General features: G+C 68.2%; 12 protein-coding genes. 7 read left to right on the forward strand and 5 right to left on the reverse strand.

Going from position 1 to position 14297, the window contains the following annotated elements:
• The first annotated feature begins 3 nt into the window (after positions 1-3).
• Positions 4-552, forward strand: coding sequence for a 5-formyltetrahydrofolate cyclo-ligase (locus tag F784_RS0108615; RefSeq protein WP_019586325.1), 549 nt, complete (start codon positions 4-6; stop codon positions 550-552).
• Here F784_RS0108615 and F784_RS0108620 read toward each other — a convergent pair.
• A complete protein-coding gene (locus tag F784_RS0108620; RefSeq protein ID WP_019586326.1) occupies positions 543-1073 on the reverse strand; it encodes a 2'-5' RNA ligase family protein in 531 nt (176 codons plus the stop codon). The two genes, F784_RS0108615 and F784_RS0108620, sit on opposite strands and share 10 nt — an antisense overlap.
• A gap of 130 nt (positions 1074-1203) precedes the next feature.
• Here F784_RS0108620 and gcvT point away from each other — a divergent pair, with 130 nt between their 5' ends.
• From gcvT to F784_RS0108640, 4 genes are all read left to right on the forward strand, one after another.
• Positions 1204-2286 (forward strand): glycine cleavage system aminomethyltransferase GcvT, encoded by a 1083-nt coding sequence (gene gcvT, locus F784_RS0108625; protein ID WP_157465136.1) that lies wholly within the window; start codon positions 1204-1206, stop codon positions 2284-2286.
• A 72-nt stretch (positions 2287-2358) separates the two neighbouring features.
• Entirely contained in the window at positions 2359-2721 is a 363-nt protein-coding gene (gene gcvH, locus F784_RS0108630; protein WP_019586328.1) for a glycine cleavage system protein GcvH, read from the forward strand.
• 82 nt (positions 2722-2803) lie between these two features.
• The gene (gene gcvP, locus F784_RS0108635; RefSeq protein ID WP_019586329.1) at positions 2804-5665 is read left to right on the forward strand and encodes an aminomethyl-transferring glycine dehydrogenase; all 2862 of its coding nucleotides are present in this window, start codon (positions 2804-2806) and stop codon (positions 5663-5665) included.
• Between the two features lie 171 nt (positions 5666-5836).
• Positions 5837-6070 (forward strand): hypothetical protein, encoded by a 234-nt coding sequence (locus F784_RS0108640; RefSeq protein WP_019586330.1) that lies wholly within the window; start codon positions 5837-5839, stop codon positions 6068-6070.
• Between the two features lie 40 nt (positions 6071-6110).
• Here F784_RS0108640 and F784_RS22695 read toward each other — a convergent pair whose 3' ends face one another.
• Positions 6111-6542: a hypothetical protein gene (locus F784_RS22695; protein WP_019586331.1), complete on the reverse strand. Its 432-nt coding sequence runs from the start codon at positions 6540-6542 to the stop codon at positions 6111-6113.
• Between the two features lie 282 nt (positions 6543-6824).
• Between F784_RS22695 and dnaG the strand changes: the two genes are divergently transcribed.
• On the forward strand, positions 6825-8588 hold the full coding sequence (gene dnaG, locus F784_RS0108650; RefSeq protein ID WP_051086958.1) for a DNA primase: 1764 nt from the start codon (positions 6825-6827) through the stop codon (positions 8586-8588).
• A 246-nt stretch (positions 8589-8834) separates the two neighbouring features.
• Positions 8835-10016: an aminotransferase class I/II-fold pyridoxal phosphate-dependent enzyme gene (locus F784_RS22700; protein ID WP_040382794.1), complete on the forward strand. Its 1182-nt coding sequence runs from the start codon at positions 8835-8837 to the stop codon at positions 10014-10016.
• Between the two features lie 87 nt (positions 10017-10103).
• Here F784_RS22700 and acs read toward each other — a convergent pair whose 3' ends face one another.
• The 3 genes from acs to F784_RS0108670 all read right to left on the reverse strand — a co-directional run bounded on the left by acs (position 10104) and on the right by F784_RS0108670 (position 14182).
• Complete coding sequence (gene acs / locus F784_RS0108660; RefSeq protein WP_019586334.1) at positions 10104-12056, reverse strand: acetate--CoA ligase; 1953 nt, start codon at positions 12054-12056, stop codon at positions 10104-10106.
• A 237-nt stretch (positions 12057-12293) separates the two neighbouring features.
• Positions 12294-13886: a solute symporter family protein gene (locus F784_RS0108665; protein ID WP_019586335.1), complete on the reverse strand. Its 1593-nt coding sequence runs from the start codon at positions 13884-13886 to the stop codon at positions 12294-12296.
• Positions 13883-14182, reverse strand: a complete 300-nt coding sequence (locus tag F784_RS0108670; RefSeq protein ID WP_019586336.1) for a DUF485 domain-containing protein — start codon at positions 14180-14182, stop codon at positions 13883-13885. The genes F784_RS0108665 and F784_RS0108670 overlap by 4 nt, the downstream gene beginning before the upstream one ends.
• Positions 14183-14297: the final 115 nt, after the last annotated feature.

Genomic DNA, 14297 nt, shown 5'->3' on the forward strand with positions numbered 1-14297 from the left:
TACATGCAGCCCTCCGCAGCGCAGGGCAAGGCCGAGTGGCGGGAGTGGGCGCGGGCGAGGCGCCGGGAGGTGCCCGACCTCTCGGCGAAGGTCGCCGCCCATCTCGTCGCCTTTCTGCAAGCCCGGAAGGTTCGGCGTGTCCTGGTCTACCGGGCGCTGCCGGGGGAGCCGGACGTGTCCGCCCTCGCCCCCCACTTCGACCTCCTGACCACGCGCGCCCGCTTCCGGCCCGCGCCGCACCTCACCCTGCACCCTTGGGAGACGGCGACGGAGCTCAGCCGCTTCGGAGTGCTGCAACCCCCGGCAGACGCGCCGAGGGTGGGGCTGGAGACGGTGGACGCCGTGCTCCTCCCCGCCCTGGCCTATGACCGCCGGGGCGTGCGGCTGGGCTATGGGGGCGGCTTCTACGACCGGTTGCTGCCGGAATTCACCGGCCCGACCGTTGGCGTGGTCTGGGACCCGCTCGTCGTGGAGGAGTTGCCGTGCGAGACCCACGACCTGCGGGTGGGCTTCCTGGCGACGGAGACGGGCGTGCGGGCCATTCAGCTTTGACCCAGCGGCCAAGCCTCCTCGGGCCTGTAGAGTCCTCCGGGGCCAGGTTTCCGCATCAGCCAAACCTCGGGGCAGGTGAAGGTGCTGGGTTTCTCGTCCAGACCGCCGAACTCGGCCTGCGCCGCTTCCAACACAGTCTGGAGGTTCACTCCACGCCGCCTGAGCGCCAAAGTGAGGTGCGGCGTCATGTTCGGCCCCTCGTACCCGAACCGCTCGGCGGGTTCCAGGGCGTCGAGGAGCCGGACATGCAGGGCGACCGCGCCCGGCGAGTGAACCGCGAGATACACGGCGCTCCCGTTGCGGAAGGCCCGCGCTCCGCCCACCTCCAGGGTGACGGGGGAACTGGCCGCGAGAGCAGCGCGTGCTAACGGCGCCCATGCCAGGTCAGCGTCCAGGCCGCTGCGGGCTTTCACCGTCACGTGGGGGGCACTCTCCCGCAGGCCCAGCCGCTCCCGAAAAGCCTCTACCCGGGCCGCGAAGTCGGCTGGTGGCAACAGGCCCAGCAGGAAGGAGGGGGTCACGCCCCCACTTTCAGAAATGGAAAGATTACGTGCGGGCGCGACTTTTCGCCACTGGGCATAAGCCAATGTACCGCGCATTCCGTCCGGTCCCCCCGGACGGGAACGGGCTCACCTCCGGTACAGTTCAGGCGTGACCAGCACTCCTGGCAGTACTCCTGACGTGGCGCTGAAGCGGACGCCCCTCCACGCCGCGCACCTGCGTGCGGGGGCCCGTATGGTGCCCTTCGGCGGGTGGGACATGCCCGTGCAGTACGCGGGCGTCAAGGCCGAACACGAGGCGGTGCGGACCCGCGCGGGAATCTTCGACGTTTCGCACATGGGCGAGTTCCGCGTTCAGGGGCCGGACGCCGAGGCTTTCCTCCAGCGCGTGACCACGAACGACGTGAGCAAGCTCAAGCCCGGCCGCGCCCAGTACAACTGGCTGCCGAACGAGACGGGCGGCCTGGTGGACGATATTTACGTGTACCGGGTCGGGTCAGAGGAATTCCTCCTCGTCGTCAATGCCTCCAACATCGAGAAGGACTGGACGCACCTCCTGAACCAGACTGCGGGCTTCGCCGTGACGCTGGCCGACGAGAGCGACCGCTGGGGCCTCCTGGCCGTCCAGGGTCCCGAGGCCGAGACCCTGCTGCAACCGCACGTGGACGTGGATCTGGGCGCGAAGAAGAAGAACGCCTTCTTCAAGGCCAATCTGCTCGGTTTCGATGTGCTGCTCGCCCGCACAGGCTACACGGGCGAGGACGGCTTCGAGGTCTTCGTGAAGACCGACGAGGCCGAATCTCTCTGGGACCGCCTGCTTGCGGTGGGGCTGACCCCGGCGGGGCTGGGCGCGCGGGACACCCTGCGGCTGGAGGCGGGCTTCCCCCTCTACGGCCACGAGTTCGCCGACGACCTCCACCCCCTCGCCAGCACGTACACCTGGGTCGTGAAGGACAAGGAGCATGTGGGCCGCGCGGGAATTCAAGCCGCGCCGCCCGTCAAGCTGATCGGCCTGGCGCTCGACCGGGTGCCGGTGCGCGAGGGCTACCCCGTGCTGCTCAACGGCGAACGGGTCGGTCAGGTCACGAGTGGCACGAGCAGCCCGACCCTGGGCCACCCGATTGCGATGGCGCTTGTCCGGGCCGATGCCGCCTCCGCCGACGCCTACGAGGTCGAGGTGCGCGGCAAGGCGCATCCGGCGCGGCGACTGGAGTTGCCCTTCTACAAGAGGTGAGTCGGATTTCTCCCGCGCCTTCCCTCCCAAATCCCACACATCTCCCCTCCGCCACATAGGAGAATCAACCCCATGCAGACTCCCTCCGAACTGAAATACGCCCCCTCCCACGAATGGCTCGCCGAAGACGGCACGGTCGGTATCTCCGATTTCGCGCAGGACCAGCTCGGCGACGTGGTGTACGTCGAACTCCCCGAGGTGGGCCGCGAGGTCACGGCGGGCGAAACGGTCGCCGTGGTCGAGTCGGTCAAGACGGCCTCGGACATCTACGCTCCCGCCAGCGGCACCATCGTGGCCGTGAATGACCAGCTTTCCGGCAGCCCCGAACTTGTCAACAGCGGCCCGTACGGCGACGGCTGGCTCTTCCGGCTGGATGTGACTGAGGAAAGCGGCGACCTGATGGACGCCGAGGCGTACAACGCCGCCAATAGCTGAAGCTCTCAGTCCTCAGCGGTCAGTGGTCAGCAACTGAGGCTGAAATCTGACCGCTGTGCGCTGACAGACACAAGGAGCCCCCATGCGCCCCCTCAACGAACTTATGCAAACTGACGAATTCACCCGCCGCCACATCGGCCCCTCCGAGGCGGAACAGGCCGAGATGCTCGCCGCGCTGGGCGTGTCCAGCCTGGACGAGCTGGTGGAAAGCACCCTCCCCGAGAGCATCCGCTTTGAGGGCGAACTCCAGGTCGGCGGCCCCGTCACCGAGGCGCAGGCCCTTGCGGACCTGAAGGCCGTCGCTGCCAAGAACAAGGTCTTCCGCTCGTACATCGGTATGGGGTACTACGGGACGCACGTGCCCCCGGTCATCGGGCGGAACATGCTGGAAAACCCCGGCTGGTACACGGCGTACACGCCCTATCAGGCCGAGATCAGCCAGGGCCGCCTGGAGATGCTGCTGAACTTCCAGCAGATGGTGATGGACCTGACCGGGATGCCCGTCTCCAACGCCTCCCTGCTGGACGAGGCGACCGCCGCCGCCGAGGCGATGACTCTGGCGAAGCGGCAGGTCAAGAGCAAGGGCCACGTCTTCTACGTGGCGGACGACGTTCACCCCCAGACGCTCGATGTGGTCCGCACCCGCGCTGAGTACTTCGGGTACGAGGTCGTCACCGGCCCCGCGAACGGCGAGCTGCCCGAGGGCACCTTCGCGGTTCTGGCACAGACGCCCGGCACATACGGCGACCTGCACGACCTCTCCCCCATCGCTGAGCGCATCCACGCGGCGCAGGGTGCCCTGATCGTGGCGACGGACCTGCTGGCCTGCGCCCTCGTCACCCCGCCCGGCGAGCAGGGCGCGGACATCGTGATCGGCAGTGCCCAGCGCTTCGGCGTGCCGATGGGCTTCGGCGGGCCGCATGCGGCGTTCCTCGCCTGCCGCAGCGAGTACCAGCGGTCCATGCCGGGCCGCGTGATCGGCGTTTCCAAGGATGCCCGTGGCAAAACCGCCCTGCGGATGGCGATGCAGACTCGCGAGCAGCACATCCGCCGCGAGAAGGCGACCTCCAACATCTGCACCGCGCAGGCGCTGCTGGCGAACATGGCCGCCGCCTATGCCGTGTACCACGGGGCAGAGGGCATTCGGACGATTGCGGAGCGCGTGCAGCGGATGACGGGCATTCTGGCGAAGGCGCTGACGGACGCGGGCCTGAAGCCGGGCGCCACCTTCTTCGACACCCTCACCTTCAAGGGTGACGTGGCCGAAGTCAGCCCCCGCGCCGAGGCGAAGGGCATCAACTTCCGCTACAACGGCAACCGCATTGGCGTCAGCCTGGACGAGACGGTCACGGTGAATGACCTCGCGGACGTGATCGAGGCGATCACCGGGCAGGCCGTGGACGTGCTCTCGCTCGACGGCAGCGCGACGGACGGCATCCCTGCCGACCTCAAGCGCACCTCCAAGTACCTCGCCCACCCCGTCTTCAACACGCACCACAGCGAGAGCGCCATGCTGCGCTACCTCAAGACGCTGGAGAACCGGGACTACAGCCTCGTCCACGGCATGATTCCGCTGGGCTCCTGCACGATGAAGCTGAACGCCACGGCGGAGATGATTCCCGTCACGTGGCCCGAGTTCGGCAGCCTGCACCCCTTCGCGCCCGCCGATCAGACGCTGGGCTACGCGCAGATGCTCGCCGAGCTGGAGGCATGGCTGGCGGACATCACCGGGTATGACGCGGTGTCCTTGCAGCCCAACAGCGGCGCGCAGGGCGAGTACGCGGGCCTGCTGACCATCCGCAAGTACCACGAGAGCCGGGGCGAGGGCCACCGCACCGTCTGCCTGATCCCAGCCAGCGCGCACGGCACCAACCCCGCCAGCGCCGCCATGCTGGGGATGCAGGTCGTCGTCGTGAAGACCGACGCGAACGGCAACATCGACCTGGACGACCTGAAGGCGAAGGCGGAGCAGCACTCCGCCAACCTGGGCGCCCTGATGATCACCTACCCCAGCACCCACGGCGTCTACGAGGAGCACGTCACCGAGGTCTGCGAGATCATCCACACGCACGGCGGGCAGGTGTACCTGGACGGCGCGAACATGAACGCGATGGTGGGTCTCGCCAAGCCCGGGTTGATCGGCAGCGACGTGTCGCACCTCAACCTGCACAAGACCTTCGCCATCCCCCACGGCGGCGGCGGGCCGGGCATGGGTCCCATCGGCGTGAAGGCACACCTCGCACCCTTCCTGCCCAACCATGAGGTGCGGCCTGTCAGCGACAGCCACACCGGGGCGGTCAGCGCGGCGCCCTTCGGCTCGGCGAGCATCCTGCCCATCTCCTACCTGTACATCCGCCTGCTGGGCCCCACCGGGGTGAAGAAGGCCACGCAGGTCGCGCTGCTGAACGCCAACTACATCGCCAAGCGGTTGGGCGGCGTGTTCCCCGTCCTGTACACGGGCCGTCACGAGCGGGTGGCGCACGAGTGCATCCTCGACATCCGGCCCCTCAAGCAGGCCAGCGGCATCACCGAGGAGGACATCGCCAAGCGGCTGATGGACTACGGCTTCCACGCCCCCACCATGAGCTTCCCCGTCCCCGGCACCCTGATGATCGAGCCGACCGAGAGCGAGCCGAAGGCCGAACTCGACCGCTTTATCGACGCAATGCTCAACATCCGCCGCGAGATTCAGGAGGTGCAGGACGGCCTGCTGAAAGCCGAGGACAGCCCGCTCCGGCACGCGCCGCACACCCAGGACGACCTGATGGCGGACGAGTGGAACCGCGTCTACAGCCGCGAGACCGCCGCCTTCCCCACCCGCGCGCAGAGGGCGTGGAAGTACTGGCCCGCCGTGAGCCGGGTGGACAACGTGTACGGGGATAGGAATTTCGTGTGCTCTTGCCCGCCCATCGAGGAGTACGCGGACTTCGAGTTCAGCGAGTAACCCCGGGGCAGGAAAGGAGAGGCACGGCTTCTGTAGCCGCGCCTCTCGTCTTGAGGAACCGCAGGATGCGCTCCAACTGACGGAGACCCCAATGTTCCTTACGTCGCCTCTCAAGCACCCGGTGGATTGGCAGCCGACAATGCAGCCACACCATTTTCGGGAGGAACCAGCATGACCGATGACCGCCGAGAGAGCTACAACCCGCCCGTCGACACCAGCCAGACACCCGGCGAGGGGGGCAACAGCACCGTCAACGAACCGGGGAACAACGCCGCCCCCAGCCTCGACACGACCCTGGACACCTCCCGCACCGGGGGAATGGGCGGCATGGCGGGCACGATGGACGTCACCACGGACACGGATATGGCGGGCTCGCCGACAGACACGGAACTCGAAGACCTCTGAGCCCGGGAGGGGGTGCGGCGCGGGCCTCCCTCCCCTGTCTCTAATCCTCGCCCCGCTCCGGCCTGATGCTGAGCGCCTGCCGGGCGACCAGGACGGCCAGGAGGAGGCCCAGCACGTGCCACAGCGAATGCTGCGCGGCCAGGGCGAAGGCAATGTCACCCGCGACCAGGAGCCCGGCCAGGCTCACCCCGGCCAGCGGGACGCGGCTCTGGTGGGGCGTATCGTACATGGGCGTGCGGGGGTGGGGGTCGGTCATGGCGTCGCGCGCCTCGACATAACGGATCAGGGTCAGAACCCCGTAGACCAGCATCCACCCGGCGAGCAGGATCAGCGCCAGGCCCTCGTACCGCCCGGCGTTCGCATAGTCCAGGGCGCCCAGCGTGAAGTGCCACAGGGCCGTCACCAGGGACAGCAGCGCCAGCCCCAGCATGGCAGGGGTGCTGTACATCGGGGGGGCGCCGAGCGGGGGCATAGGGAATGGCCTTCACCTTACGCCCGGGCCCGTACATGAACCGTGGGAAGGGCGGCCAAGACACTCCTGGCGGGCCGGGGCAACAGGGGTGAGGGAACGCTTCAGGCTCACACACCGCTCAAGTTCAGCGTGGCAAGGCCGTCCAGCACGGCAGGCGCTGGCTTGTGCCGAAAAAGCACGTACCAGACACCCTTTTCGGGGCTTGGCATCGGGGGGCTGGGAAGCGTACACTGACCCTCTACCGTTGCGCTCGGCGACGCGGACAGGGGGGTGAGGAACAACGTGGGAACGAAGGAGGATGTGCGTGCGCGCCTGAACATCGCGGACGTCATCGGCGAACACGTGCGCCTCACCCCCGCGGGGAAGGGACGGCTCAAGGGCTTGTGCCCCTTTCACAAGGAGAAGAGCCCCAGCTTTCAGGTAGATGTAGAGCAGGGCTACTTTTACTGCTTCGGCTGCAAGGCGGGCGGCGACGTGTTCTCCTTCGTGCAGCGGGTCGAGAACCTGAGCTTCGGCGACGCCCTGCGCCAGCTCGCGGAAAAGGCGGGCGTGCAGGTCGAGGCGAAGTACGGCGAGCGCAGCAGCCGTGACCTGTACGACGTGAACGCCTTCGCCTTGAGCTATTTCCGGGAGCATCTGCCCGGCCCGGCGCTGGATTACCTGCGGCGGCGGGGCCTGACGGACGCGACCATCGAGGCCTTCGAGCTGGGCTACGCACCGGAAGGCTGGGACGGCCTGCTCAAGCGTGCCCGCGCCCGCAATATCTCCGAGCGGCAACTCCTGGAGGCGGGCCTGCTCATCGAGAATCCCGAGTCAGGCCGGGTGTACGACCGCTTTCGCGCCCGGGTGATGTTCCCTATCCGCGACCACCTGGGGCGGCTGGTGGGCTTCGGGGGCCGGGTGCTGGACGACAGCAAGCCCAAGTACCTCAACACGCCGGAGACCGACGCCTTCAGGAAGGGCGAACTGCTGTACGGGCTCGACAAGGCCCGCGCGGGCCTGAGCAGCGGCGCCGAATTGATCGTGGTCGAGGGGTACATGGACGTGATCACCATGCACCAGCACGGTTTCACGGGGGCGGTGGCGAGCCTGGGGACGGCACTGACGGCTGAACACGCGACCCTCCTCGAACGTCTGGGCGCGAGCAGCCTGGTGCTGATGTTCGACCGCGACGAGGCGGGGCTGAAGGCCACCCTCTCCGGGCTCGATCAGGTGCTGGGCGCCAAGTTCCGCGTCCGGGCGACGAGTGTTCCGAGTGGCAAGGACCCGGCGGACGCGCTGCTGGCCGGGGATGACAAGGGGATTCGCCAGGCGCTCGCGGGCGGGCTGGACGAGGTGAAGTACCGGGTGCAGGCCGCCGTCGAGGCGCACGGCCTGGAGACGACCGAGGGCAAGCGCCGCGTGCTGATGGCCCTGCTTCCCCGCATGCAGAACCTCGACCCCCTGGATGAGGGCGCCGAGCGGATGCGTTCCCTCACCTCCGAACTCCTGGGCATCCGGCCCGAGGCGCTGCTGGAGTGGATCGGCAGCAAGGCCAAACGCCGCAGCCTCACGGACACCCACCTGGCCGGGATGAGTGCCCACCGAGCCGAGGAGGACCGTGAGCTGGCGCTACTACGGCAACTCCTGGTAGACCCGACCCTACTCGCCAAGCTGGACGGCACGATGCCCTGGCGCAACGAGGCGGTCCGCAAGGTGATGCTGGCGGCCCAAGGCGCCCAGAGCCCCGACGATATCCTGGAAGTCTTCCGCGGCCAGCCCGAGGAACAGCTCCTGATCCGCCTGATGTTCGAGGGCCGCGATACCGGGGCCATCTCCCGCGACACCAACCAGCTCTACGAGCAGAAGGTGAACGCCTACGCCGCCGCCGCCGTGGACGACATTCAGGTGGGCCTGAGCATTGACTCCATGCGCGCCGAGGTCGACCTCCTCAAGCGGCAGGTCGCTGGGGCGCCGCCCGCCGAGCAAATCGGCCTGCTGCGGCAGATTCAGGACCTGCAACGGGCCATCGAGGCCGAGAAGCGGGCGCGGCGGGGCAGCGCGTAGGGAGTCGATACCCCTTGGCCCAGCGCGTGCTCCACCCCGTCATGCTGAGCAAACGCAGAGCATCTCCAACAGGGCCAAAAGGCGAGCCCCTTCACTGCGTTCAGGGCGACAAGTTGTTGTGGCCGGGGCGCCGTTCAACCCACGACTTGTTCGAGAACCCCAGCGAGCAGGACCACTTCACTACGAGCCCGTATTCCCGGACGGCGGGTTATGTCGCGTTCAGAGCTGGGTGTTAGCCTGCCTGATATGTGGGCCTCCAGACGAGCGGGAGCGGTGCCGGGCAGCGTGTTCGCGCTGATGGACGCGGCGAAAGGGCGGGCGAGGGCGGCGGGGCATAGCGTCATTGACCTCAGCATCGGGTCGAGCGACCAGACCCCCCCGGAACCCGCGTTGGAGGCGCTGCGGGAGGCCACGCGCGACCCTGAGACCTACCGCTACCCCCTCTTCAGCGATACCCGCCCGTTGCGGGAGGCAGCGGCGGCCTACATGAGGCGGCGCTTCGGGCTGAGGCTGGACGTGGACATGGAGCTCCTGCCCCTCATCGGCGCGCAGGAGGGGCTGGCCCACCTGCTGCTGGCCGTCACCGATCCCGGAGACACGCTGCTGCTGCCCGACCCCTGCTACCCGCCCTACCTAGGGGCGGCGGCGGTCGCGGGCCTGAACGTGGTCACGCTGCCCCTCCTCCCCGAGCGCGGCTTTCTGCCCGACCTGAGCGCGGTCCCGGATGACGTTCAGCCCCGAGTCCTGCTCCTAAACTACCCCAACAACCCGACCTCAGCGGTGGTGGACGCGGCGTTTTTCCGGGAGGCCGCCGGGTGGTGCCGGGCGAGGGGCACGCTGCTCATCCACGACCACCCCTACGCCGAGCTGACCTTCGGGGATTATCGAGCGCCGAGCGCGCTGGAGGCTGGGACGGAGGGCGTCGTCGAATTACACTCGCTCTCCAAGACGCACCACCTGGGGGGCTTCCGGGTGGGTTTCGCGGCGGGGGACCGGCACGCCATTGCAGCCCTCGCCCGGGTCAAGGGGGCGGTGGACTTCCACCCCTATCTGGGGATTCAGCGGGCGGCGGCAGTCGCGCTGGACCTCCCGGACGAAGTGGGCCGGGCCGGGGCGCACATTTTCGAGGCCCGCCGTGACGCGCTCGTTCCAGCCCTGCGTGAGATCGGCTGGGAGGTCGCACTTCCCCAGGCGAGCATGTACGTCTGGGCGCGGGTGCCGGGCCTGACGGACAGCGTGGCCTATACGGTACGCGCCGCCAAGACGACGGGAGTGGCGGTCAGTCCCGGCCGCGCCTTCGGTGAGCAGGGTGAGGGATTCGTCCGCTTCGCCCTCGTGCAGCCGCCGGAAGTGCTGGCCGAGGCGGCGCGGCGCCTGGCAACTGTTCCCGTAGCGGAGGAACCGGCGCCTCAGCCCGCCCTGCCGTAAACCCGCCGTTCAGCAGGGAGGGCGCCCAGCCGATGCCCCGGCAGGCGCCCTCTCTCCCCTTTTCCTACAGGCGGCAGGCCACGCGCCCTACACCGCCTCCGTCGCTGCCAGCCGGTCCAGCACGCCAGGGTCCTCCAACGTGCTCGTGTCCCCCTGAATCTCCTTCCCGGCGGCGATCTGGCGCAGGAAGCGGCGCATGATCTTGCCACTGCGCGTCTTGGGCAGCGCGTCGGCGATGTAGATGGCATCCGGGCGGGCCAGGGCGCCGATCTCCTTGGCGACGTGGGCGCGGACCACCTTGGGATCGACCGTCTGCCCGACCTGCGGCAGCACGAAGGCGACCACGCACTCGCCCTTCACGTCGTCCGGGCAACCCACCACGGCAGCCTCGGCGATGGAGGGGTGGGCGACGAGGGCCGACTCGATCTCCATCGTGCCCAGGCGGTGGCCGGAGACGTTGAGCACGTCGTCCACCCGGCCCACGACCGTCACGTAACCGTCCGCGTCGCGGCGGGCGCCGTCCCCGGCGAAGTATACGTGGGGAATCTCGCCCCAGTAGCTCTTGCGGTAGCGCTCGTCATCGCCGTAGACCGTGCGGAGCATGGAGGGCCAGGGCCGCTTGATGACCAGCAGGCCGCCGTCGTCGGGGCCAAGTTCCTCTCCCGCGTGGGTCATGATCGCGGGCTCGACGCCGAACATGGGCAGGCCCGCGCTGCCGGGCTTGCTGGGGTGGGCGCCGGGCAGGGTGGTCAGCATGATCGCGCCCGTCTCGGTCTGCCACCAGGTGTCCACCACCGGGCAACGCTCGCCGCCGATCACGCGGTAGTACCACATCCACGCCTCGGGGTTGATCGGCTCGCCCACCGAGCCCAGCAGGCGCAGGCTGCTCAGGTCGTACTTCGCGGGAATCTCGTCTCCCTGGCGCATGAAGGAGCGGATGGCGGTCGGCGCGGTGTAGAGGATCGTCACCCGGTGCTTCTGCACGATCTCCCAGAAGCGGCCCCAGTCGGGGTGGTTGGGGGCACCCTCGTACATCAGGACGGTCGCGCCGTTGAGCAGCGGGCCGTACACGCTGTAGGAGTGCCCGGTCACCCAGCCCACGTCGGCGGTACACCAGTAGATGTCGTCGTCGCGCAGATCGAAGACCGTCCCGGTCGTCAGGTACGTGCCCACCATGTAGCCGCCGGTCGTGTGTTGCACGCCCTTGGGTTTGCCCGTGCTTCCCGAGGTGTACAGGATGAAGAGGGGGTGCTCGGAGTCGAGCGCGGCGGCCTCGTGCTCCCCCTCCGCCGCGCCCACCACGTCGTGCCAGTACACGTCGCGGCCCTCCTGCATGGGGGCGTCGCAGTCCGCGCGGCAGACGACCACGATCTTTTCCAGGCTCGGCGTGTTCTGCGCCGCCTGGTCCGCGTTCTCCTTCAGCCGCACCAGCCCACCCCGGCGCTGCCCCGCGTCAGCGGTGATCAGGACCTTGCTCTGTGCGTCGTTGATGCGGTCGGCGAGCGCGCTCACCGAAAAACCACCGAACACGACGCTGTGGACAGCGCCGATGCGGGCGCAGGCGAGCATGGCGACCGCCGCCTCCGGGATCAGCGGCATATACAGGGTCACCCGGTCGCCCGTCACGACACCCAGCGACGTCAACGCGTTCGCCGCCTTCTTCACCTCGCGCAGCAGTTCCGCGTAGGTATAGGTGCGAGTCGTGCTGTCCTCTCCCTCCCAGATGACCGCCGTCTTGTCACCCAGTCCCCGCTCCACGTTGCGGTCGAGCGCGTTGTAGGCGATGTTCGTCTGGCCGCCCACGAACCACTGCGCGTGGGGTTCCTGCCAGTCGAGGACCCGGTCCCAGGGCTTCATCCAGGCCAGTTCTCCCGCCACGTCCCCCCAGAAGCCCTCGGGGTCGTCGAGGCTGCGGCGGTACATCCCGTCGTACTGCTCGCGCGAGATGCGGGCACGGGCCGCGAACTCCTCGCTGGGCGGAATGACCCGGTTCTCGTGCAGCATGGCGTCGATATGGTCGGTCAGGGTCTGGTCGGTCATGGAAACCTCTGAGGGGGGAGAAACGGGGAAGTCCTCGCCTGAGACAGGCCGCCCGGTCGTGGCCGTGCTTGCTGTGAGTGGACCTACTGTAGCGCTGCCGGGGCGTGGAAGCGCCTGTCGTTACGGGAGGGGTACTGCACCGGGTTCAGGCTGCTTCGTCCGCCCCCGGAGAGCGAAACCCCCGACACGGGGCCGGGGGCTGACTGCTGATGACTGACTGCTGAAAGCTCACCGCTCCTAGTCGTGCGCCGCGACCGTGCCGTCCGTGCCCGCCCCGGTGTAGGCGCGGAACTGCATCTCGTCGAAGTCCTGATCCGCGCCCTCGCGGCGGCGGGCGGCGCCGAGCAGGGTGCCCAGAGCCGCGAACGCGAATCCGGCGGGGATGGAGACGATGCCGGGATTCTCGTAGGGGAAGAGGGGCGCGGCCTGCACCGGGTGACGGCCCGTGGTCTTCTCGGGCGGGTCGATACCCCGGATGTTGGGGCTCACGGCGATCAGCGCCAGGCAGGTCAGGATGCCACCCACGATGCCCCAGATCGCCCCGGTCGCATTGAACCGGCGCCAGAACAGCGTGAAGAGGATGACCGGCAGGTTGGAGCTGGCCGCGATGGCAAAGGCGAGTGCCACCAGGAAGGCCACGTTCTGCGTCTGCGCCAGCAGACCCAGCCCGATGGCGATGACGCCGACTCCGATAGTGGCGAGACGGGCGACCCGGAACTCCTCGCGCTCGGACGCCTGGCCCTTGCGGATCACGCCCTTGTAGATGTCATGGGTAAAGGAGGTGCTGGCCGCGATGGTCAGGCCCGCGACGACCGCCAGGATGGTGGCGAAGGCGACCGCGGAGACGAAGGCCAGCCCGAACTCGCCGCCCGCGGTGCCCGCCCCGCCGAAAAGGGCCTGCGCGAGCAGGGGCGCGGCCATGTTGCCCGCCGCGTTCGCCGTCGTGATCGTCTCCTTGCCCACGAGCACATTCGCCGCGTTGCCCATGAAGGCCGTCATCACGTAGAAAGCGCCGATCAGGACCATCGCCCACACCACGCTCTTGCGGGCGTCCTGTGCGGTGGGCACGGTATAGAAGCGCACCAGGATGTGCGGCAGCCCGGCGGTCCCCAGCACGAGCGCGAGACCCAGCGAGATCAGGTCCACCGGATTCTTGTACTTCACACCCGCGCCCAGGAACTCGGCCCCATTCCTCGCCTCGACCTGGCCGAGCAGGTTGGAAAAGCTCCAGCCGAAGCGGTTCAGAATCAGCACCGTCATGATGATCGTGGCGAACATCAGCAGCACGGCCTTGACGATCTGCACCCAGGTCGTGGCGAGCATCCCGCCGACCACCACGTAGATGATCATGAGGACGCCGACGAGTGGAATTGCCACGCTGGCCCCCAGCACCCCGCCCGAGAGCAGGCTGATCAGGGACCCGGCCCCGACGACCTGCGCGATCATGTAAAAGGCGCTGACCACAATGGTGCTGATCGCCGCATAGGTCCGCACGCGGGGGTCCTGCAGGCGGTAGACCAGCATGTCCGCGAGCGTGTACTTGCCCAGGTTCCGCAGCGGCTCGGCCACGATGAACAGCACCGTGAGGTACGCGATGAACCACCCGACCGAGTACATGAAGCCGTCGTAGCCATTCAGCGCGATCAACCCGGTGATTCCCAGGAAGGAGGCCGCGCTCATATAATCCCCGGCGATGGCGATGCCGTTCTGGGTCGCGCTGATGCGCCCGCCCGCCACGTAGAAGTCGCTGGCGCTGGTGTTGCGCCGACTGGCCCAGAAGGTGATGGCGAGCGTGATCGCCACGATGACGGCCGCGAGGACAAAAGTCATTGCTGCGCCTCCGCGGCCAGACGGTCGAAGGCCCGCGCCCGGACCACGTAGATCGCGGCCATGACCCAGCCCACCACGAACTCCAGGAAGGCGAAGACGTACCCGAAAGTCACGTTCCCGAACACCTTGGTCGCCATCAGCGGCTTGTTATACCCCGCCAGGATGGGCAGCAGGAAGTACAGCACCAGGAAGGTCAGTGTCATCACGACCGTGAAGCGGTTGCGCTCGGCCACCAGACGCTGGTACGCAACGTTGCGCAGGGGCGGCGAGCCAGGCTGGATGCGGGAAACGGTCATACAGACCTCCTGTGCGGCGGCGAGAGGCGGGAAAAGGGGAGCGGCGGCCTGGGCGCGTGCTGGATTGTCGGGCTAAGGGCAGAGTAGAAGTCGCTTCACCCGAAATCAATGAACT

This window comes from Deinococcus apachensis DSM 19763 (genome assembly GCF_000381345.1).
In the GTDB taxonomy this organism is placed as follows: domain Bacteria; phylum Deinococcota; class Deinococci; order Deinococcales; family Deinococcaceae; genus Deinococcus; species Deinococcus apachensis.